Source organism: Microbacterium sp. IO18 (assembly GCF_049099505.1).
In the GTDB taxonomy this organism is placed as follows: domain Bacteria; phylum Actinomycetota; class Actinomycetes; order Actinomycetales; family Microbacteriaceae; genus Microbacterium; species Microbacterium aurugineum.
The window spans coordinates 1-20874 of record NZ_JBMJAF010000003.1; the positions used below are offsets into that span (position 1 = coordinate 1).

Below are 20874 nucleotides of genomic sequence, written 5' to 3' on the forward strand. Positions count from 1 at the left end.
CCGCCGGCGGGTGTGACTCCTCCGGACCCGGTGGAGGACACCGTCATCGTACCGACGGCGATTCCTGATGCTGGCCTGTCCTTGGAGAAGATCGCGACTCTCGCAGAAGCGGATGGTGACGGGATCGCCGAGATCGGCGATGTCATCAGCTACGAGTTCCTCCTCACCAACGTCGGCAATGTGACGCTGGTGGATGTCGGGGTCAGCGACCCGACAGTCGGCACGGTGATCTGCGACACGACCACGCTCGCGATCGGCGAATCCACCACGTGTGTCGCTCCTGCCACGCACGTGGTGACGGAGGATGACGTCCTTGCGGGGGCGGTGACGAACACCGCGACCGGCGTGGCCACACCGCCGGTGAACGTCGGGTTCCTTCCCCCGATCGACACCGCTATCGTCCCGACCGTCGAGGCGTCGGCGGGGCTGTCCATCGTGAAGGACGCGACGATCGACGACACGAACGGGAACGGTCTCGCGGACATCGGCGAGACGATCGCCTACTCGTTCGTGGTGATGAACACCGGCACGGTCACGGTGAGTGACATCACGGTCACGGATCCTCTGGCGGGGAGTGTGACGTGTCCGGCGACGTCGTTGGCGGGTGGTGCGTCGATGACGTGCACCGCGGATGCGCCGTACACGGTGGTGGAGGCGGATCTCCTCGCCGGTGGGGTGGTGAACACGGCGACCGCTGNAGCCGATGTGCCGTACACGGTGGTGGAGGCGGATCTCCTCGCCGGTGGGGTGGTGAACACGGCGACCGCTGACGGCACGGTGCCCGACGGGGTGGAACCGTTCGAGCCACCCACCGACACGGTCACGACCCCCACCCCTGCTGACAGCGCGGGGCTGGCGATCACCAAGATCGCTCAGGTGGACGACGCGGATTCGAGCGGTCTCGCCGGGCTCGGCGAGACGATCGCCTACTCGTTCGTGGTGATGAACACGGGCACGGTGACGGTGAGTGACATCACGGTCACGGATCCTCTGGCGGGGAGTGTGACGTGTCCGGCGACGTCGTTGGCGGGTGGTGCGTCGATGACGTGCACAGCCGATGTGCCGTACACGGTGGTGGAGGCGGATCTCCTCGCCGGTGGGGTGGTGAACACGGCGACCGCTGACGGCACGGTGCCCGACGGGGTGGAACCGGTCGAGCCGCCCACCGACACGGTCACCACACCGACCGATTTCCCCACGGCCGGAATCGAGATGGTGAAGAGCGCGACCCTCGACGATGCGAACGGAAACGGCCTCGCCGACGTCGGCGAGACGATCGACTACCGCTTCCAGGTGCGCAACACCGGGAACGTGACGCTCGACCCCGTCACGATCGACGACCCGATGATCGGTGCTGTCACCTGCGACTCGGAGTCGCTGCCACCGGCGACGATGATGGAGTGCGCGGGTGCGCCCTACACGGTCACGACGGACGATATCGCTCGGGGCAGTGTCGTGAACGTGGCGACCGTGAACGGGACGCCCCCGGACGGCGTCGCGCCGCCTCCGCCGAGCGAGTCCACCGTCACCGTCGCCACCGCAGCACCTCCGGCTCCCCCCGCGCCTCCGGGTGGAGGGGGCGGCGGTCTCGCCGTCACCGGTGCGGCGCTGGGCGGAGGGCTCACACTCGCTGCACTGCTCCTGGCGCTGGGTGCAGCCCTTCGCGCAGCCGATCGTGTCAGCCGGAAGGAACTGCTCATGAATGCGAAGAGCGTGCTGTAGGAAGAGACGAGATCACGATGGGGAGCCGAGAAGGCGGTCGGTCGCGACGAACGCTCCTGGCGAGCGGCGGGCTCCTGGTCGCGCTTGCCACGGTGATGCTCGTAGCCGTTCCCTCGCAGGCCAGCTTGCAGGATGCGGGCGCGGTTCAGGCGAGTGTGCGCAGCACCGATGCTGTGCCGATTCAGTTCGCGGGGATCGATGCGGGCGAGAGCTACTCGATCGGCTGGACTCCGGACGGGGCCCTGTACACGTGGGGCACCAACGCGAACGGTGTGTTGGGAGACGGCTCCACGGGTGGCTCGCGCCTCATCCCGGAGCGTGTCGTCGCGCTCAACGGAGAAGTGGTGATCGAAGCATCCGCCGGCATCAACACGGCGATCGCGCTGACCCAAGACGGCGAGGTGTTCACCTGGGGGAACTCCACCGTATCCGGGACGACCCCCACGCCCACTTCGCATCCGTTCTTCGCGTCGCTCGCTGATCCGGTCGTCGGTGTCTCCAGCGGTGGCTTCTACTACCTCGCCTGGACCGAGAGCGGAGCCCTCTACTCGTGGGGCGACAGCGGTGGAGGGCGCCTGGGGCGGGCGGCGACGGGTCAAAGTCCTCCTGCCCGAGTGACCGCGCAGGCCATGCTCACGCGGAATGTGGAGGACGCCTCCGCCGGGCGGTTCGGGGGAGCTGCTCGCGTCGACGGTGGTAGCACCGTGATCGCCTGGGGGAACCTCCTCGGGGCCGCGTCCGGCTCGATCGTCACGGGGATCACCACCCCGCCGGCGGCCGGCGTCACGGTAGGCAGCAACAACACCCTGGTCTGGACCGCGAGCGGTGACCTGTTCCACGGGACGACGAGCGCATTGTCACTCGTCGCGGGCGTCACCGGGGTCGTCGGCGCCGCAGCCTCGGTCCCGTCTGCGGGAATCTCGTCGTTCTACGCGTGGACGTCGGGCGGGCAGTTGTTCGCGTGGGGAGCCAATGCGGGGGGCCAACTCGGTCTCGGCACCAACAGCACTGCTGTGGCGGACCCGACACTCGTTCCACTGGCGCCCGGCTCGCTCACTCGCGAAGTCGGAGCGGGAGCGGGCCATGCCCTGTATCTCGGCCAGGAGGGCACCTTCGCCTCCGCAGGCAGCAATGGAACCGGCCAGCTCGGCACAGGCAACACCACCCCACGAAACGCGTTCGGTGCCACGGTTCCCATCTATCGCTGGCCCTGACGCGCGGCGATCGGTGATCCTCGGGTCATCCCATCGCCCGCACGATCTCGGCATGTCCGCGGTCCCGGGCGGTGTCGCGAGCGGTGCGCCCCTGGAAGTCGGCGATGCTGGTGTCGGCGCCCGCTTCGACGAGGAGGCCGACGACCTCGACGTAGCTCGCTGAGCCGTCTCCGAAGAGCACGGCCTCGAGCAGGGCGGTCCATCCGAGGTCGTTCACGTGGTCGACCGGGACCCCCGCGGCGAGGAGGATCCGCACCGTTTCGGCGTACCCGTGCTCGCTGGCCGGGATGAGTGCCGTTCCGCCGAAGCGATTGGTCGAGGTGACATCCGCGCCGTGCCGGATCGTCTCCTCGAGGATCCGGTCGTAGCCCTCCGCGCCCGCGTAGAGGAAGGCGGAGTCCTCGATGTCGTCCTTCGCATCGGGATCGGCGCCCGCCTCGAGCAGCTGGATCGCGGTGTCCGCGCTGTTGTTCTTCGTCGCGATCACGAGCGGGGTGCGGCCGGAGGAGTCGCGGGTCTCGAGGTCGGCGCCGGCGTCGATCGCTTCCGCGATGGCGGCATGGTCGTCGCGAGCGACCGCGTCGAACAGGGCAGTGGTCGCGGCGGCCACCTCTTCAGCCGACGGGCTCGGCGAGGCATCCGCAGACGGCGACGCGGTCGGTGCGTGCGGCGTGACGGAGACCGCGGGAGCTCGTTCCGGCGTGCACCCGACGAGCGGCACTGCGGCGAGCGTGAGGATGATCAGAGCGGTGTGGGGCCGGCGAGCGGGCATGGGATCTCCTCGGAGGGTGAAACGCGGTCTCCTTCCAGCCTCGCCGACGACGTGCCGCCCCGAATCAGCCGTTCGATAGAGATCCGCTCACGGCGCGTCGGCGGTCAGAGGCGGACGATGCCCTCACGGACGGCATGCGCGATCGCCGCGCCACGACTGTCGACGCGCAGCTTCGTGTAGATGTGGTGGAGGTGCGACTTCACTGTGCCCTCACTGACGAAGAGCGCATGTCCGAGTTCTTTGTTGGAGTAGCCGCGCGCGAGGAGCTCGAGCACTTCGATCTCGCGCGCGGTCAGTGTCTCGTCCGGCTTCTGCGTGCGTCCGAGCAGGCGGGTCGCGATCGTCGGTGAGAGCGCGGAGATCCCGGCGGCGGCGGAGCGGATGGCGGCGAACAGATCGGCGGGGCGTGAGTCCTTGAGGAAGTACCCGGTGGCGCCTGCTTCGATCGCCCGCACGATGTCGGCATCGGTGTCGTAGGTGGTGAAGACCAGCACGCGAGTGCCGGGCGACTCCGCCCTCAGGCGGGCGGTGAGATCGATACCGGAGATCTCTGCTCCGAGATCCAGGTCCATCAGCACGACATCCGGCGTCTGCGTCGCTGCGAGCCGGATGACCTCATCGACGTCTCCCGTCTGCGCCACCACGCTCAGGTCATCCTGGGTGTCGATCAGTCCGGCCATCCCGTATCTCAGCACCGGATGGTCGTCGACCAGCATCACGCGGATCATCCCCCGTGCTCCGCGGTGCGCGGGGGAAGGGGGCTCGACGGAACGGTTGCGGAGATGATCGTGCCGTTCCCCGGGGAAGACTCCACGTCGAACGTGCCTCCCGCTGTGGTCGCGCGCCAGCGCATCGCGCGCAAGCCGTAGCCGCGGTCGGCGCGGCCAGCGGCTTCGGGGTCGAATCCGATGCCGTCGTCACCGACGTCGATCCCGATCCTGGCCTGGTCGAAGGTCAGGGTCACGATCACCCGATCGGCGTGCGCGTGCCGGACGGCGTTCACCATTGCTTCCTGGGCGATCCGGAGCAGTGCGTGCGCCTGTGGTTCCGAGATCGCGTGATCGGTGCCGATCATGTGCAACTCCGCGCCGAGTTCCGCTGCGGACTCGGCCAACGCCGATGCCAGGGAGTGTTCGGCCAGCCGTGTGGACGAGAGGCCGTGCACGACCCGCCTCGTTTCGACCAGGTTGGCGCGGAGGACGTCCTGCGCACGGATCGACTCGGGTGATGCCCCGCCGTTCCGTTGCTCCTCTGCCTCGAGGAGCAGCAAGGCGCTGGCGGTCCCCTGCACCACGGTGTCGTGGAGTTCGGCAGCGAGGCGACGTCGTTCGGCTTCCCTCCCCGCCTCGCGTTCGGTCGATGCCAGCCGCGCCTGTGTCGTCTCCAGCTCGGTGATGAGCGCACCGCGGGCCGCGTGCAGGCGTTCGAGCGCCGCGTACGCGAGCGTGAGGATCCCCCCGGCGCACAGGGGGCCGAACAGCATTCCGATGTCGAGCCACCCCGACCATCGGTAGAGGCTCACTCCGACGGCGACGACGATCATGACCGTGAGCGCGAGGGCCCATGCTCCGGAGAAAGCGCGATGGGCGGCGAAGAACAGAGGGAGGGCGCACCACGCGAAGCTGGGAGCCGCGACCACCAGGACGATCCAGGCGGTGATCGCGACCGCCACGCCGACGCGCCGGCGAACCACGCTCGGCTCTCGGACCCGACCGGCGAGGTAGGCGAGCCAGGAGATCGACGCGCCGATGAGGACGAACACCCCGACCTCGTCGAGGCCGTGGTTCACCACGTACCGTGACCCGCACACGACCAGGAGCACCGCGAAGGCCACGTCCACGGCGATGTCGATGGTCGACATCTCGACGGGCCGCGTCGTGGAGTCCGAGGAAGGCGCAGGGGTCATGTCTCCCACGATTATCCGCGCCCCGGCTGAGTGCATCATCCGTTCGATAGATCCTGCGCTGGCTGATCGGTCGATGTGGCGGCAGTCGCGGCCTCGAAGGATGGAAGACCACATCCACCGAAAGGACCATCCCATGACCACTCTCCGCCCCCGTTCCCTGTTCACCGCCGTCGGGGCGGTTTCCGCCCTGCTCCTCCTGGCCGGATGCACGGCCGCCACGGAATCGGGCCCGACAGAACCCGCAGACACCGAGACAGCAGTCGTCACCGTGACCGAGGATGCCGTTGTCACCCCGTCACGTCTGACGGCCGAGACCGCGATGGTCGCCGCGCAGGCCGCCCTCGCCCAGTGCCAGGCCGACGGGCTCGGCTTCGTCAGTGTCTCGGTCGTCGACCGATCCGGGCAGCTGCAGGCGTTCGTGCGCGGGGACAACGCCGCGGCGCACACCATCGAGGCTTCGCAACAGAAGGCCTACACCGCGGCGGCCTTCGGGACCGACACGAGTGACCTCGTCGCTCGCGCCGACGCCCTCCGTGACCTTCCCGGAACCCTCTTCCTGGCCGGAGGCGTCAGCGTGAAGGTCGGTGACGCCTCCATCGCCGGCATCGGTGTGGGCGGTGCGCCCTCCGGGGACGCCGACCAGACATGCGCTGCCGCCGGACTCGCCGCGATCAGCGAAGACGCCGAAAGCTGATCCGTCCGTGCCGCCCACCCACCCGAGGCCGGGCGGCACGAGGTCGGCGCCGTTCCCGGAGCCGCCCGATACCGTGGGTGTCGACGATCCGGAAGACCCGGTGAAGGGACGAACACCCATGCCGAGGAACACCGGGAGCGACGGCCGCATCCGCGAGGGATACTCCGCCCGCGCGGGGGAGTACGCGGAACTCTTCGGCGACATCGACCAGATGGATGCCGGCGACCGCGAACGCATCGCGAACTGGGCGGAGGGGATCGACGGTCGCCTTCTCGACGCGGGGTGCGGTCCCGGCCACTGGACGGCGTTCCTCGCCGCGCGAGGCCACGCGGCGGAGGGCATCGACCTCGTGCCGGAGTTCATCTCCCTCGCGACCGCCCGATACCCGGGTGTGCCTTACCGTGTCGCGTCGTTGTCCGAGGCCGACCTCGAGGAGGGCTCGCTCCGTGGCGTGCTCGCCTGGTACTCGTTGATCCATGCGAGCCCGGGCGAGCTTCCTTCGCTCCTGGCGACGGTGCGGTCGGCTCTCGAAGACGGAGGGGCCCTGCTCCTCGGCTTCTTCGACGGCCCCGACGGTGAGCCGTTCCCCCATGCCGTGACCACCGCGCACCACTGGAGCGTCGACGGGATGTCCGCGCTGCTGGAAGAGGCAGGTTTCTCGGTGATCGACAGTGAGACCCGCGTGCGGACCGGAGCACGACCTCACGCCTCGATCAGCGCCGTAGCGGTCTGAGGCGTCAGGGCCGGACGCGGACCGTGCGGCCTTCGAACGAGACCAGGTCCCCGTCGCGCAGCTGGCGGCCGCGGCGGCGATCCACCTCGCCGTTGACCGTCACGTAGCCGTCGATGATCACTTCTTTGGCGTCACCGCCGGAGTCGAGGAGACCCGCGAACTTGAGGAACTGCCCCAGGCGGATCACCTCACCGCCGATGGAGATGTCGTCGATCGGTCCGGAACTCGTCATCCCTGAATGCTAGTCGCGCGGCAAGCGTTCGAATCGCGCACACGGCTCGATGGGGGCACCGGATGAAGCCATGTGCGCGATTCGGACGGGGCTCGATCAGTCGAGGTCGGTCCCGACGACCGCGAAGTCGGCGCTGAAGTCGATGTCGATCGAGCGGTTGTCGGAGGTGAGGACCGAGGCGTCATAAGGGCTGGTGTCATCCCCATCGACGTCGAGATCCGTGATCGTGCCCTCGGCCTCCTCGAAGGCTGCTGCGACGAGGGCGCGGATGGTGGCATCGTCGAGAGTGAGCGTGGGTGCGGTGTCATCGTCGTCCGCGGCGTCCGTCGCGATGACGGATGCGGCGAGGTCTTCGGCGACTCGCACCTCGCTCTCACTGCCGTCGGAGGCCGTCAACTGCACCTCCCAGGTCCCGTCGCGCTTCGCGTCGATCGATGTGACCTCGCCCTCGGCGGCGCCGCGCGCGGCATCCGCGATGTCGATCAGCTCATCGGCCGAAGACGCGCCGATACCGGTCGCGGGACCCCGGTCGTTCATCCGCGCGTCGTCGCGCTCGCCGCGGTGCTCCTCATGGCGACCGTCGTCGTGGCGACCGTCGTCGTGGTGGCTGTCGTCGTGGCGACCGTCGTCGGAGATCGAGGGGCGGTGATCGTCGTCGAACTCATCACTGATCGCGGCGCCGACGGCGATACCGCCGCCTGCGAGGACGACGGCTGCCGCGATGCCGCCCCCGATGAGCAGTGCGCGTGTGCGGCCCGACCTGGGAGCGGATGTCGCCGGAGCGGCGACGGGATCGGCTGCGGGGAACGTCGGGTGCTGCCCGTCGCCGACGGTCGGAGCGGCGGACTCCGGAGCCGGGGACACCGGAACGGTCTGCGCATCCGGGGTGCTCTCGGGCGTCTGGTCGGGGGTGGGGGTCTTGTCATCCATGACCCGATGGTCCCCCGGAGTCGCTGAAGCCATCCTGAAGCGACCTGAAGACCTCTTCAGGATCGACCACCCCGGGCGTTCAGGGCGCGACGGGCAGCGCGAGCACGAAGCGGGCGCCGCTCCAGCGCGAGTCGTCGACCATCAGCGTCCCACCGGCGGAGACGGCGATGCCGCGGGCGATCGCAAGCCCCAGACCGCTCCCGCCGGCGTCTCGGCTGCGGGCTTCGTCGAGCCGGACGAAACGTTCGAAGATCCGCTCCCGCTCCTCGAGGGGGACCCCGGCGCCATCGTCTTCGACCATCACGAACACGTGCCCGTCCGCGGGGACGACACCGATGGCGACTCGGCCGCGACTGTGGCGGACGGCGTTGTCCGCGAGGTTCCGCACCAGTTGGCCCAGGAGACGGGGGTCCGCGTGCACCCGGGCCGCGGCGATCCCCGAGCCGTCGACGTCGAGTCCCGCCGCGCGCAATCGGCGCACCTCGCCCAGCGCGATGTCATCGAGGTCGACCGCTTCGCCGCGCGTGCTCGCCCCCTCGTCGAGACGCGCCAGGAGCAGCAGTGACTCGACGATGCCCTGCAGCCGGAGTCCCTCCTCCGACACCACCTCGGCCAGTTCGCCGATGCTCGTCACCTCCGGGTGGGCTTGTGCGAGCTCGGCGTGCTGGCGGATGGTCGCGAGCGGCGAACGCAGCTCATGGGAGGCATCGGACACGAAGCGTCGTTGTGCGGTGGCGGCGGCATCGAGGCGATCGAGCATGCCGTTCATGGTCGTCGCGAGTGCCGCGATCTCGTCGGCCGTCTCGGGCACCGGCACGCGCTGGTGGAGCCGCTCGGCGGTGATGCCGTCCACTTCTTCACGGATGCGTTCGACCGGACGCAGCGCTCGACCGACGACGAGCCATGTGGTCACCGCGACGAGCAGCAGCAGGAGGGGGACGGCGATCGCCAGCAAGGTCGCGACCGTCGCGAGGGTCTCGGCGTCGTCGTCGATCGCGACGGCGAGCACGAGCGTCCGGTCATCGTCGAGCTCTTCCGAGACGACGAGCACCGGGTCACCGTCGACCGTCGTCGTCTGCGGGTCATCGTCGATCGGGAGCGGTGTGGAGCCCAGCTTCTCGCGGGCGTCCTCGCTCGCGGCGCGGACGGAGCCATCCGGTCCGATGAGCTGCAGGATCTCATCGTCGAGAGCGTCGATGCCCCGGCCGCCCGGTCCGCCCGTACGGTCGGAGAGCTGCTCGAGACGCTGCTCCGCCGCGCGCACGGTGTTGTCGTGCATGCTGCTGCGCAGGACACCGTAAAAGGAGAAGGAGCCGATGAGCAGGGCCACGGCCACGACCACCGTGGCTCCGAGCGTGGTCCTGCCGCGCACGGAGCGCCAACTGCGGCTAGCCACCGTCGGCCGCCAGCCGGTACCCCGCACCGCGGATGGTCTCGATCGCCTCGCGTCCGAACGGCTTGTCGAGCTTGCGGCGCAGATGCCCCACGTACACCTCGACGATGTTCGGGTCGCCGTCGAAGTCGTCGTCCCAGACCCCCTCGATGAGGGCGCGTTTCGACAGCACCTGGCCGCGGTGACGCAGGAGGTATTCGAGCACGGAGAACTCCCGTGCGGTCAGTGCCACCGGGGTGTCGCCTCGCCAGACACGATGCGCGGCGGGGTCGAGGCGCAGGTCCCCGGCCTCGAGGATCGCCGGGCGCGCGACGGCACCGCGCCGGACGAGGGCGCGCAGGCGTGCGACGAGGATCGCGAAGGAGAACGGCTTCGTGACGTAGTCGTCGGCTCCGGTCTCGAGCGCTTCGACCTGATCCCACTCGCCGTCCTTCGCGGTGAGCATCAGGACGGGCGTCCAGTTCTCTTCGGCGCGTAGCGCCTCGCACACCTTCCACCCGCTCATACCCGGCATCATGAGGTCGAGCACGATCGCGTCGTACCGTGTCTCCCGTGCACGCCAGAGCCCGTCGACACCGTTGTGCGCGACGTCGACGGCGAACCCCTCGGCCTCCAGGCCACGGCGCACGCCCTCGGCCAGACGCACCTCGTCGTCCACCACCAGGATCCGCATTCCTCCAGTGTGGCCCGTCGACGCTGAATCGCGGCTGAAGCGCCCTCCCCGCCCTTTCGAATCGCGCAAGCAGCTCGATCTCGGCGTCAGATGCGACCAGTTGCGCGATCCGAAAGGGTCAGGAGAGGGCGGCCTGGAGCTCCCGGATCACGGCGCCGAGGGTTCCGGCGGCGAGGAGGCCCGGGCCGAGCGGGCCCGCCGTGTCCGTAGCGAGGGGCGGGAGTCGTCGGAGCGCCGCCGCGGCTTCGGGGGAGAGGTGCGCGAGCTGCCAGTGCACCTCTCCGGCACGAGCGTCGGAGTCGTCGGGGTGCGCGAGCTCGACCGCGCTCGCGGCATAGGCGGCCGCCCCGAACGCATGAGCACCCATGTGCGCGACGCCCGCAGCCTGGGCGGCCGACCGCGCAGCGGCCGCGCCGGCGGGCGTGGTCGCTGCGCCGGCGGCGCGACCGGCGACGAAACGGCGGCGGATCTCTCCCGCAGCGGTGAGTTCTCCCCGTGCGAAGGCGCGAGCTCTGGCGATGGCGTCGCGCGCACGGTCATCGTCCGGCGCCTCCCTCTCGAAGAGGGGCAGCACGCGTTCGGCACAGTCGGCGGCCCACACCGCGACCAGGCGCCGATCCTCCTCGGCCATGCCCTGCACGGTGGTCATCCTCGTCGCGCTCGGCGGTCGGCGCGAGCGCGGGCGGACTCGTGCGCGTCGCGGAGCAGGGCGAGCACGGTGTCCGACGTCCGCTCGGCCGGATCGATCACGCAGACCCACCCGGCCGTGCCGTACAGCGGATGCGGCTGGAACACATCGACATCGGTCGGCTGTGCGTCCGCGGCCACGAGTGGGTCGGCTTTGCCCTGGCCGACGTGGATGTTCACCCGGAAGCGCCCGGGGGTGTCGAGCGCGGAGGACTCGTCGTCCGGATAGTTCTTCGTGATGATCGTCCCGTAGGGCTGTGTGCGCTCCGGCATCCGCCCGTCCGGGGCGTAGTAGAAGTAGGCGTCTCCCCAGGAGAGCTCGGGGTAGGGGCCACCTGCTTGGGGGGTGATGACGAGGACGCCGTCGAATCCACGGACGGCGTCGATGATCTTCTGCATGTTCATGCTTCAATGATGAAGTTGAAGCGCTTATGTGGAGTTTTCTCCGTGGCGAAGGGAAAACCGATGATGAACCCTCAAGAGGTGACTCTGACGACAGCGCTGCTCGGGCGACGTGTGGGGTACTCGACCCAACAGGTGCGGGACCTGGAGAGGCTCGGCGTCCTCCCCGCGGCCGCGCGCGGTCCCAACGGCTACCGCCGCTACGGTCCGCACCATGAAACGGCGTTGCGTGCCTACCGGGCGATGGCAGCGGCCCTCGGCCCTGTGCCCGCACGACGACTGATGCCCGAACTGATCGACGCATCGATGGAAGACGCCGCCGAGCGGATCGACCTCTTGCACGCCGACCTCGCCGAGGAGCGCTCACGCGTGCGGGAAGCGCTCCGCGGCCTCGAGGTCGCCAGGGAGGAAGCCGACGACGACTTCGACGAGGATGATGCGATGGCCATCGGTGAACTCGCCCAGGCGCTCGGCATCCGCCCCTCCGCCCTGCGTCATTGGGAGCGCGAGGGGCTCGTCCACCCGCTCCGGGGTGCGGCGTCGGCGCGCTCCTACGGTTCCACGGCGATCACCGAGGCGCGTGTCGTCGCGGCACTCCGTTCGGGTGGGTACGGCATCCCTGCGATCGCCCGCATCCTCGACCAGGTACGCGCCCACGATCGCACGGACGAGGTGGAGGTGATCCTCGCGGAGCGGCTCGCGGCGCTCACCCGACGCAGCGTCGCGCTCCTCGCCGCCGCGGGGCACGTGCACGATCTGCTCGTTCTCCCGGTTCGACTCCGTAGGCTGGAGGCATGACGAAGAACATCTGGACCATCCTCGGCGTCGTCCTCGCCGTCGTGATCGCGTGGTGGATCGTGAGCGCGTTGTTCTCGGTCCTCGCGTTCATCTTCAAGCTCGCGATCGTCGCGGTCGTCGCCGTGGTGGTCTTCCTCGTGCTCCGCGGGATCTTCAGCCGCAGCGACGACTGAGGCACTCCTGCCCGTGAGCCTCCGCGTCAGGCCCGGGCGAACTCCCCGACCCGGTACTTCGCGGCACGGTGCGTGTCCTGCACCCGGTCGCCGCGACCGTGGAGCTTGTTGCGGAGGGTGCCCGGCGCGTACTCCTCCGGGTAGGCGCCGCGTTCGCGCAGCACCGGGATCACGTGCTCGATGATGTCCTGCCACGTGCCGGGGGTGACCGCGTAGGCGAGGTTGAAGCCGTCGATGTCGGTCTCGTCCACCCAGGACTGCAGTTCGTCGGCGATCTCGACGCCGGACCCGACGATCGTGGGGCCGAGGCCGCCGATCGCGTTGTGCCGCCCGAAGTCCCCGACGGTCCATTCGCGGCCGAGGTCGGCCTCCTCCTTCAGGTGCTGCAGCACCGACTGGATCGCGTTGGACTCGACGTTCCCGACCGGCTCGTCCTCGGCGTACTGCGACAGGTCCACGCCCATCCATCCCGACATGAACGTGAGCGCACCCTCGGGGCTCGCGTAGGAGAGGTACTCGGCGTGCTTCGCGGTCGCCTCTTCGCTGGTGGCGGCGGTGATCACGGTGAGCAACGTGTAGATGCGGGCGTCGTACCGGTCGCGGCCCGCCGCTTCGAGGGCATCGCGGATTCGCTTCACGGTGCCGGCGAGCACCTCCTTCGAGGGGGCGGCGACGAAGATGGCCTCGGCGTTCTCGGCCGCGAACTTCACCCCGCGCGGACTGGCGCCGGCCTGGTAGATCACCGGCGTGCGCTGCGGTGACGGCTCGGAGATGTGGATGCCCGGCACGCTGAAGTGCGTGCCGTCATGCCCGATCGGGTGCACCTTGGCCGGGTCGGTGAAGATGCCGCGCTCGCGGTCCTCGACCACCGCGTCGTCCTCCCACGACCCCTCCCAGAGCTTGTAGAGCACCTCGACGTACTCGTCCGCATGGTCGTAGCGGTCGTCGTGCGCGAGCTGGTCCTCCTGGCCCATGTTCCGCGCGGCGCTGGGCAGGTATCCGGTCACGACGTTCCACCCCACGCGGCCCTGTGTGAGGTGGTCGAGCGTGCTCAGCCGGCGCGCGAAGGGGTAGGGGTGCTCGAAGGCGGTGCCGGCGGTGATGCCGAATCCCAGGTTCTCGGTGACGGCGGCCATCGCGCTCACCAGCAGGATCGGGTCGTTCACCGGCACCTGGGCGCCGTTGCGGATCGCGGCCTCGTTCGTGCCGCCGTAGACGTCGTAGGTCCCGAGCACGTCTGCGATGAAGATGCCGTCGAACGTCGCGCTCTCCAAGAGCTTCGCGAGGTCGGTCCAGTACGAGAGCGTGTTGTACTGCCGCGACCGGTCGTCGGGATGCCGCCACAGCCCGGACGACTGGTGGGCGACGCAGTTCATGTCGAAGGCGTTGAAGCGGATCTGACGTGTCATGCACCCATGAAAGGCGAACGGCGTGCGCGAATCCAGGGCGGCCGACACGCACGGACACATTTCAGGTCCGCAGGCCCGACCCCTCTGGCATGCGCTCTCCTCCGCGGGCTCTACCCTTGACTGGTGACCGACGAGATCTCGACCGCCCAGCGTCTGGTGCGCCGATTCGCCCGTGAGACCAACCTGCTCGTGTCCGGTCGGGACTTCTCGGTCGTCGGGACGGATGCGGTGGCCGATGCGCTGCGATCCCTCCTCCCCGCCCTCGGTGCGCGCCTCGGAGACGGCGGCGTCACCTTCGCGCCGGGGGATTCCTGCGAGATCCTGCTCGACGGTGGGCCCCTCCCGGTACGGGAGACCGCCGAGGACCGCGTGGACGCGGCCGGACGGCACATGTCGGTCGCCACCGCTCTCGCCGCACGCCTGGGCGACGCCGGCACGGTGAGAGGACTCCGGATCGGCATCGCGATGGTGCTCGAGCCGAAGACCGCCCAGCTCGCCCTGCTGCTGCGGGATGCCGGAGCCATCGTGGCCGTCTACGCCCATCCCGATGAGATCGACGTCGAGGTCGCCGCGGTGCTGCGCCGGCGCGGGATCCCGGTCGACGGGGATCCGAGCCTTTCGGGTGCCGCCGAGCGCGCTGCCGCCGTGGACTTCCTGCGCCGTGGCTTCGACCTGCTGCTCGACGACGGCTCGCACCTGATCCGCCTGGCGCACGAGGAGGGCCTCGCCGCCGAACTGCGAGGTGCCGCGGAGGAGACGACGAGCGGGCTCGCCCCGTTGCGGCTCATGGAGCGTGAGGGAGTGCTCGAGATCCCGGTCATCGCGGTCAACGACGCCCTGACCAAGACCTCCTTCGACAACCGGTACGGCACCGGTCAATCGTGCGTGTTCGCGATCGCCGATGCGCTGGACGCCGTGGGGATCGACCTCCGCGACCAGCCGGCCGTCGTCGTCGGCTACGGCCCCGTCGGGGAAGGCGTCGCGGCGCACCTGCGCGCCCTCGGGGTCGACGTCTTCGTCACCGAGACCGACCCCGTCCGCGCGTTGCGCGCCGCCCACGACGGATTCCGTATCGGCCGCCTGCGCGACCTCGCCCCGGGCGCGCTCGTCGTCTCGGCCACCGGTGCTCCGCACACCATCGACGCCGAGGTGCTGCGCGCTGCGGCGATCGTCGCGGTCGCCGGGGGAGTTCCGCACGAGGTCGACCTCGACCCTGCCATGCTGCGACCGTACGCGGGCGAGAACGGCCACGCCTCCGCTGCCGTCGAACGCGCCGGTGACGGAGCACTCGTGATCGCCCGGGCAGGCTGCGTGAACCTGTCCGCCGGTGAGGGCAACCCCATCGAGATCATGGACCTGTCGTTCTCGGTGCAGCTCTTCGCCGTCGGGCACCTGCTCGCGCACGACCTGCCGCCCGGGGTGCATCCGCTTCCGGCCGAGGCCGACACCACGATCGGCGCCGCCGCGCTCGCAGCCCGCGGTGAGCGCATCGACCAGCGCAGTCCGGCGCAGGTCGAAGCGCAGCAGGAGTGGCGCTCGCCACGGTTCCGAGGAGAGTCCGCATGAGTGCCGTCATGGTCTATTCGGCAGGACTCGTGGTGCCGATCACCGCGCCGCCGATCGTCGATGGGGCGGTCGCCGTGCGGGACGGCCGGATCATGCACGTCGGGGAGCGCGCCTGGGTGCTGCATTCCCTCGCGGAACGGGGCATCGACGCCGACGAGGTGCACTGGCCGGGTGTCCTGACCCCCGGCCTCGTGAACGCGCACACCCATCTGCAGTACACAGGCATGGCCTCGGTCGGAAGTGGGCAGTACGACGGCTTCGAGGACTGGGTGCGCGCGTTCGACCCGGTGTACGAAGGCGGGCGTGACTGGGCCGCAGATGCTGCGGACGGCGCGACGCAGGCGTTGCGGGCGGGTACGACGGCGCTCGCCGACGTGGTGACCGACCGCTCGGCCGCGACCGCCCTGCACGACGCGGGGCTGCACGGGATCACCTACTGGGAGGTGATGAGCTGGACCAACGCCGACTGGGCGCGCACCGGACGCGCGCAGGTCGAGCAGGCGCTGGACGCCCTGCCGACCCCGCCCGGGACCGGCCTGTCGCCGCACGCCCCGTACTCACTGGACATCGAGCCCCTCCTGGAGATCCCCGACATCGTGCGCGAGCGCGGCGGGCGCATCCACATCCACCTCGGCGAGGCCGCATTCGAGAGGGAGTTCGCGCACGAGCATCCGCAGGCGTGGCACACGGCCGGGCTCGCCAGCTTCCAGGAGCTGCGCAAGGCCGGATTCGGCACCAGCGCGACCGAGTTCGTCGACCAGCTCGGCGTGCTCGGACCCGACTGCCACATCGCGCACGGTGTGTACATGAGCGCCAGGGACCGTGCGATCCTGCGCGAGCGCCGCACGACGGTGGCCCTGTGCCCGAGGTCCAATGCCGTCATCGGACTCGAGGAACCCCCGATCGCCGCGTACCTGCGTGAGGGCAGCCCGATCGCGGTGGGGACCGACTCGCTGTCGTCGAGCCCCTCGCTCGACGTGCTCGCCGATGTGGCCGAACTCGCCCGCATCGCCCGGTCGCAGGGATACACCGACCGTGATCTCCCTGCACGCCTGCTCGGCGCGGCCACCCTCGGCGGCGCGCACGCGATGGGCATCGACGTCGGCCCGGACCGCACCGGCTACCTCGCCGTGGGTGCGCTCGCCGACCTCACCTTCTTCGACGTGCCGGCCGGACCGGATGCCGTCGCGGAACTCGTCGACCACGGCGCCGGCCGCACCGCCGCGACCGTGGTGTCGGGCGAGGTCCGCTACGCGATCGACAGCTTCGACCGTCCGGCGGTCGCCCCGTGACCGTACCCGCATCCGAACCCGGAGGTGTCGCGTGACACAGCGCCCCACGACCGCCGAGCGCCTCGACCTCGCGCCGCATCCCGAGGGCGGATGGTTCCGCCGCACGTGGACGAGTCCGCTTCCGGTCGAGACCCCGAACGGCCCGCGACCCGCGGCGACGTGCATCCACTACCTGCTGCGGCCCTCCGAGCGCAGTGAATGGCACGTCGTGACCAGCGACGAGCTGTGGCTGTGGCACGGTCCCGGCCGACTCGAGCTCCGTCTCGGCGGAGATGCGGCAGAGCCGGGCGAAGCCACCGCGATCGTGCTCGGTCCCGACGACGCGGCCCAGGTACTGGTGCCCGCCGGCGTCTGGCAGGCAGCGCGTCCCCTGGATGCCGAGGAAGTCCTCGTCTCGTGCTTCGTGTCCCCAGGTTTCGATTTCGCGGATTGGCGACTCGCCGCATCGCCTACTCTGTAAGGGCAGACCCGTCCTGCCTCGCAGCTTCCTCCTCACCCTTCTTCGCACTGGAGTCATCGTGCCCTTCGCTCCCTCCCTCCGCCGTGCCGCAGCCGCCGCTGCTGCCACCGTCCTCGCCGTCACTCTCGCCGCCTGTGCCTCTCCGTCCGCCGACACCGGCGACGGTGGCGACTCCGGACTGCAGACCGTGACGGCGGGCAAGCTCACGATCGCCACCGGGGAGCCGAACTACGAGCCGTGGTTCGTCGACGACGACCCCTCCAACGGTGAGGGCTTCGAGGGCGCGGTGGCCAACGCCGTGGCCGAGCAGCTCGGCTTCGCGGCCGACGACATCGTCTGGGTCCGCACGACCTTCGACGGTGCCATCGCTCCGGGTCCGAAGGACTGGGACATCAACCTCCAGCAGTTCTCCATCACAGACGACCGCAAGAAGGCCGTGGACTTCTCCTCGCCGTACTACACGACCACGCAGGCGGTCGTCGCGGTCGGCGGTTCGCCCGCGGCCTCCGCGACGACCATCGACGAGCTCAAGGCCACGACGGTCGGCGTCGCGAGCGGCACCACCAGCTACACGGTGGCCAAGGAGCAGCTCGGCGAGGCGAACCTCAGCGTCTTCAACTCGGTCGACGACGTCGTGCTCGCGCTCAAGGGCGGCCAGATCGACGCGATGATCACCGACCTCCCCGGCGCCTTCTACGTCGTGGGCGCTCAGCTCGACGACGGTGTCGTCACCGGCCAGTTCGCCGACGCGAACGGCGGCGACGACTTCGGCATCGTGTTGCCCAAGGGATCCGCCCTCACGGCGGATGTCACCGAGGCGGTCGACGCCCTGCGCGAGAACGGCACGCTCGACGAGCTGCAGCAGAAGTGGCTCAGCGACGCCGTCGACGTCCCCGTCCTGAAATGACCTCGACCTCCGTCGACGCGGAGTGGCAGCCGAGCGAACTCGAGCTGTCACGCCGCGTTCTGCGGCGACGGGCGACCACGCGTTCCGTCCTGATCGCGCTCCTCAGCAGCATCGTCCTCGTGACGGTGCTGCTCCTCGTCGTGGTCAACACCCCCGGCTGGGCGGTCGTCAGTCAGACGTTCTTCGACCCGCAGGTCGCACTGGAGAGCATCGGGCCGATCTTCCAGGGCCTGCTCGTCAACCTCCTGGTGCTCGCGATCGCGGTGGTCTGCGTCGCGATCTTCGGCACCCTCCTGGCGACGATGCGCTCGTTGCGCGGACCGGTGTTCTTCCCGCTGCGCGCGCTCGCCGCCGCGTACACCGACTTCTTCCGCGGCATCCCGCTGCTGATCGTGCTGTACCTGGTCGGCTTCGGCATCCCGGCACTGATGATCTTCCCGCGCATGCCCGCGATGTTCTGGGGCACGATCGCCCTGGTCCTCACCTACTCGGCGTATGTCGCGGAGGTGCTCCGCGCAGGGATGGAGGCGGTGCACCCCTCGCAGCGCATCGCCGCACGATCGCTCGGGCTGACGCACGGGCAGACCCTCCGCATCGTCGTGATCCCGCAGGGCGTCCGCAAGGTCGTCCCGGCGCTGATGAACGACTTCGTGTCGATGCAGAAGGACGTGGGTCTGATCTCGGTCCTCGGTGCCGTCGACGCCGTCCGCGCCGCCCAGCTGATGGTCGCCGAGACCTACAACTACACGCCCTACCTCGTCGCAGGGCTCATGTTCATCATCCTCAGTTGGCCCATGATCCGCCTGACCGACATCGTGACCGCTCGGATGAACAAGCGCGAGCAGGCCGGAGGAGTCGTATGAGTGTCCCGGTGATCGAGGCCAGGGGCGTGCGCAAGCGCTTCGGCGATCATGACGTGCTGCGCGGCATCGACCTGTCGGTGGGCACACACGAGGTGGTCGTGCTGATCGGCGCGTCCGGCTCCGGCAAGTCCACCCTGCTCAAGACGATGAACCTCATCGAGAACATCGACGACGGGCAGATCTTCCTCGTCGGAGAGGACATCACCGACCCGCGCGTGGACGCCGACGGGGTGCGGGCGCGAATCGGTGTCGTCTTCCAGCACTTCAACCTCTTCCCGCACCTGACCGTGCTCGACAACGTCACGCTCGCCGCCGTCCGGGTGCACGGCATGCGCAAGGCGGAAGCCCGTGCCAAGGCGCGCGCGCTCCTGGAGACGCTCGGACTCGGTGCGAAGGCCGACGAATACCCCGACCGACTCTCCGGTGGCCAGCAGCAGCGGGTGGCGATCGTGCGCGCGGTGCTCACGCAGCCCGAGGTGCTGTTGCTCGACGAGATCACGAGTGCGCTCGACCCGCAGCTGGTGGGTGAGGTGCTCGACCTGGTGCGGGAGCTGAAGCGTCAGGGGGCGACGATCGTGATGGCGACGCACGAGATGTCGTTCGCCCGCGAGGTCGCCGACCGCATCGTGTTCCTCGAGCACGGCGTCGTCGTCGAGCAGGGGCCGCCGTCGCAGGTGTTCGACGCCCCGCAGGAGGCCGCGACTGCGGAGTTCCTCGCTCGCGTGCGGCACTGACCGCGGTCCGATCCTCCGCGTCAGGCGAGCTCTTCCTCTTCCTCCGGCCGCCGCGGGCTCGGGTCGGGCGGCAGGATCTCGATCGGGTGGGCGGCGCGGCGCTGCGCTCGCCACCAGATCACGAACCCGATGGCGGTGAAGACTCCGTAGAAGACGTACATGAAGCCGGTCGCGTAGTAGCCGGAGCTGAACAGCAGCGGCACCCCGACCACGTCGACGGCGATCCAGATCAGCCAGAACTCGGTCCACCCCTTCGCCATGCCGTAGGTGGCGAGCAGGGAACCGACGAAGGTCCAGGCATCGGCCCAGACCGGCTCCCACGATCCGAGCAGCCGGAACAGCGGGGTCAGGGCGACGGTGCCGATGATCATCACCAGGACCATGCCGATGCGCGCGCTCGTCGGCGCCCAGCGCGGCACCACCCGGCCGCCGTCGAGATTCCGCCAGCGGATCCAGCCGTAGACGGCCACGGCGATGAACATGATCTGCCGTCCGGCCTGACCCAGCAGGTGCGGCAACGAAGGATCAGGGCTCAGGGCGGAGCCCAGGAAGACCGTGAGCAGGAGCAGGTTGCCGATGATGCCGACCGGCCAGGCCCACACCTTGCGGCGCATGCCGCCGAGGGCGCTCGCGAGGCCGAAGGCGTTGCCCACGACCTCACGCACGAGGAGCGTCTGCCCGCCCGGCAACACCCACTGGGAGTTGAACGCCTCGACGAACCACTGCAGCAGGTTCATCGTCAGGATCCTGCGTCGGGATCGGGGCGGTCGTCGAGGACGAGTTGGAGCATGCTCAGATCGAGCCAGCGCCCGAACTTGGCGCCGACCTGCGGCATCCGCCCTACCTCGACGAAGCCCAGCCGTTCGTGCAGGGCGATGGATGCGGTGTTCCCGCTCTCGATGCCTGCGATCATCACGTGCATCCCCGCAGCGGTGGCGCGTTCGATGAGCGCGGCCATCAGGGTGGTGCCGATGCCGCGGCCGTGCTGACCACCGAGAACGTAGACCGAGTGCTCGACGGTGAGCCGATAGCCGCTGTGCGGTCGCCACTGCGCGTAGGACGCATAGCCCAGCACGCCGGAATCGTCGACGGCGACCAGGACCGGGTAGCCGTGCGCGGTGCGGTCGGCGAGCCAGGCGGCGCGGTCTTCGAGGTCCACCGCCTCTTCGTTCCAGATCGCGGTGGTGTGCACCACGGCGTGGTTGTGGATCGCGGTGATGGTCTCGAGATCGGCGGGCTCGGCATCCCTGATTCGCACGGCTGTCATCGGCGGGCGGTCTCTCTTCTTCTGCGCTTCGGGTGCGCATGCTGCGT

24 protein-coding genes are annotated in these 20874 nt (G+C 69.6%); 12 read left to right on the plus strand and 12 right to left on the minus strand.

Annotated features, from left to right (window positions below):
* Positions 1–30: 30 nt before the first annotated feature.
* Positions 31–1722 carry a DUF7507 domain-containing protein gene (locus ACLF6J_RS16380; protein WP_425185827.1) on the plus strand — a complete coding sequence of 564 codons (1692 nt, stop codon included), beginning with the start codon at positions 31–33 and terminating at the stop codon, positions 1720–1722.
* A 17-nt stretch (positions 1723–1739) separates the two neighbouring features.
* A complete protein-coding gene (locus ACLF6J_RS16385; RefSeq protein ID WP_134352531.1) occupies positions 1740–2936 on the plus strand; it encodes an RCC1 domain-containing protein in 1197 nt (398 codons plus the stop codon).
* A 25-nt stretch (positions 2937–2961) separates the two neighbouring features.
* Here the strand turns inward: ACLF6J_RS16385 and ACLF6J_RS16390 are convergent, their stop codons facing one another.
* From ACLF6J_RS16390 to ACLF6J_RS16400, 3 genes are all read right to left on the minus strand, one after another.
* The gene (locus tag ACLF6J_RS16390) at positions 2962–3708 is read right to left on the minus strand and encodes an ankyrin repeat domain-containing protein (RefSeq protein ID WP_134352530.1); all 747 of its coding nucleotides are present in this window, start codon (positions 3706–3708) and stop codon (positions 2962–2964) included.
* A 104-nt stretch (positions 3709–3812) separates the two neighbouring features.
* Positions 3813–4436, minus strand: coding sequence for a response regulator (locus ACLF6J_RS16395; RefSeq protein ID WP_134352529.1), 624 nt, complete (start codon positions 4434–4436; stop codon positions 3813–3815).
* A complete protein-coding gene (locus ACLF6J_RS16400; RefSeq protein ID WP_166804671.1) occupies positions 4433–5614 on the minus strand; it encodes a sensor histidine kinase in 1182 nt (393 codons plus the stop codon). The genes ACLF6J_RS16395 and ACLF6J_RS16400 overlap by 4 nt, the downstream gene beginning before the upstream one ends.
* 133 nt (positions 5615–5747) lie before the next feature.
* On the opposite strand from ACLF6J_RS16400, the gene ACLF6J_RS16405 reads away from it, so the two are divergent.
* Positions 5748–6308, plus strand: coding sequence for a GlcG/HbpS family heme-binding protein (locus ACLF6J_RS16405; protein WP_047522912.1), 561 nt, complete (start codon positions 5748–5750; stop codon positions 6306–6308).
* 118 nt (positions 6309–6426) lie between these two features.
* Positions 6427–7041: a class I SAM-dependent methyltransferase gene (locus ACLF6J_RS16410; protein ID WP_134352527.1), complete on the plus strand. Its 615-nt coding sequence runs from the start codon at positions 6427–6429 to the stop codon at positions 7039–7041.
* Positions 7042–7045: 4 nt separating this feature from the next.
* On the opposite strand, the gene ACLF6J_RS16415 is transcribed toward ACLF6J_RS16410, so the two are convergent.
* From ACLF6J_RS16415 to ACLF6J_RS16440, 6 genes are all read right to left on the minus strand, one after another.
* Positions 7046–7273, minus strand: coding sequence for an RNA-binding S4 domain-containing protein (locus ACLF6J_RS16415; RefSeq protein ID WP_131493235.1), 228 nt, complete (start codon positions 7271–7273; stop codon positions 7046–7048).
* Positions 7274–7369: 96 nt separating this feature from the next.
* A complete protein-coding gene (locus ACLF6J_RS16420; protein WP_134352526.1) occupies positions 7370–8203 on the minus strand; it encodes a hypothetical protein in 834 nt (277 codons plus the stop codon).
* Between the two features lie 79 nt (positions 8204–8282).
* Complete coding sequence (locus tag ACLF6J_RS16425) at positions 8283–9575, minus strand: sensor histidine kinase (protein WP_134353911.1); 1293 nt, start codon at positions 9573–9575, stop codon at positions 8283–8285.
* Between the two features lie 16 nt (positions 9576–9591).
* Positions 9592–10269, minus strand: coding sequence for a response regulator transcription factor (locus ACLF6J_RS16430; protein ID WP_047522895.1), 678 nt, complete (start codon positions 10267–10269; stop codon positions 9592–9594).
* Between the two features lie 118 nt (positions 10270–10387).
* Positions 10388–10918 (minus strand): putative immunity protein, encoded by a 531-nt coding sequence (locus tag ACLF6J_RS16435; protein ID WP_134352525.1) that lies wholly within the window; start codon positions 10916–10918, stop codon positions 10388–10390.
* Entirely contained in the window at positions 10915–11361 is a 447-nt protein-coding gene (locus ACLF6J_RS16440; protein WP_134352524.1) for a DUF6194 family protein, read from the minus strand. Before ACLF6J_RS16440 ends, ACLF6J_RS16435 begins: the two co-directional genes overlap by 4 nt.
* 78 nt (positions 11362–11439) lie before the next feature.
* On the opposite strand from ACLF6J_RS16440, the gene ACLF6J_RS16445 reads away from it, so the two are divergent.
* Together ACLF6J_RS16445 and ACLF6J_RS16450 are read left to right on the plus strand one after the other, a co-directional pair.
* Positions 11440–12156 (plus strand): MerR family transcriptional regulator, encoded by a 717-nt coding sequence (locus ACLF6J_RS16445; RefSeq protein ID WP_244093539.1) that lies wholly within the window; start codon positions 11440–11442, stop codon positions 12154–12156.
* Positions 12153–12329 (plus strand): hypothetical protein, encoded by a 177-nt coding sequence (locus ACLF6J_RS16450; protein WP_166804669.1) that lies wholly within the window; start codon positions 12153–12155, stop codon positions 12327–12329. The genes ACLF6J_RS16445 and ACLF6J_RS16450 overlap by 4 nt, the downstream gene beginning before the upstream one ends.
* 26 nt (positions 12330–12355) lie before the next feature.
* Here the strand turns inward: ACLF6J_RS16450 and ACLF6J_RS16455 are convergent, their stop codons facing one another.
* Positions 12356–13738, minus strand: coding sequence for an LLM class flavin-dependent oxidoreductase (locus ACLF6J_RS16455; protein WP_134352523.1), 1383 nt, complete (start codon positions 13736–13738; stop codon positions 12356–12358).
* 123 nt (positions 13739–13861) lie between these two features.
* Between ACLF6J_RS16455 and ACLF6J_RS16460 the strand changes: the two genes are divergently transcribed.
* Genes ACLF6J_RS16460 through ACLF6J_RS16485 form a run of 6 tightly spaced genes read left to right on the plus strand, consistent with a single transcriptional unit; the run spans position 13862 to position 19560 of the window.
* Positions 13862–15304, plus strand: a complete 1443-nt coding sequence (locus ACLF6J_RS16460) for an adenosylhomocysteinase (RefSeq protein ID WP_134352522.1) — start codon at positions 13862–13864, stop codon at positions 15302–15304.
* Positions 15301–16596 (plus strand): amidohydrolase family protein, encoded by a 1296-nt coding sequence (locus tag ACLF6J_RS16465; RefSeq protein WP_134352521.1) that lies wholly within the window; start codon positions 15301–15303, stop codon positions 16594–16596. Before ACLF6J_RS16460 ends, ACLF6J_RS16465 begins: the two co-directional genes overlap by 4 nt.
* Before the next feature lie 31 nt (positions 16597–16627).
* Positions 16628–17056, plus strand: coding sequence for a cupin domain-containing protein (locus tag ACLF6J_RS16470; RefSeq protein ID WP_134352520.1), 429 nt, complete (start codon positions 16628–16630; stop codon positions 17054–17056).
* A gap of 58 nt (positions 17057–17114) precedes the next feature.
* Positions 17115–17963 carry an ABC transporter substrate-binding protein gene (locus tag ACLF6J_RS16475; protein WP_134352519.1) on the plus strand — a complete coding sequence of 283 codons (849 nt, stop codon included), beginning with the start codon at positions 17115–17117 and terminating at the stop codon, positions 17961–17963.
* On the plus strand, positions 17960–18826 hold the full coding sequence (locus tag ACLF6J_RS16480; RefSeq protein ID WP_047522889.1) for an amino acid ABC transporter permease: 867 nt from the start codon (positions 17960–17962) through the stop codon (positions 18824–18826). The genes ACLF6J_RS16475 and ACLF6J_RS16480 overlap by 4 nt, the downstream gene beginning before the upstream one ends.
* Positions 18823–19560 (plus strand): amino acid ABC transporter ATP-binding protein, encoded by a 738-nt coding sequence (locus ACLF6J_RS16485; RefSeq protein WP_047522888.1) that lies wholly within the window; start codon positions 18823–18825, stop codon positions 19558–19560. The genes ACLF6J_RS16480 and ACLF6J_RS16485 overlap by 4 nt, the downstream gene beginning before the upstream one ends.
* Before the next feature lie 20 nt (positions 19561–19580).
* Here ACLF6J_RS16485 and pnuC read toward each other — a convergent pair whose 3' ends face one another.
* The gene (gene pnuC / locus ACLF6J_RS16490) at positions 19581–20297 is read right to left on the minus strand and encodes a nicotinamide riboside transporter PnuC (protein ID WP_131493256.1); all 717 of its coding nucleotides are present in this window, start codon (positions 20295–20297) and stop codon (positions 19581–19583) included.
* 2 nt (positions 20298–20299) lie between these two features.
* Positions 20300–20827 (minus strand): GNAT family N-acetyltransferase, encoded by a 528-nt coding sequence (locus ACLF6J_RS16495; RefSeq protein ID WP_134352518.1) that lies wholly within the window; start codon positions 20825–20827, stop codon positions 20300–20302.
* Positions 20828–20874: the final 47 nt, after the last annotated feature.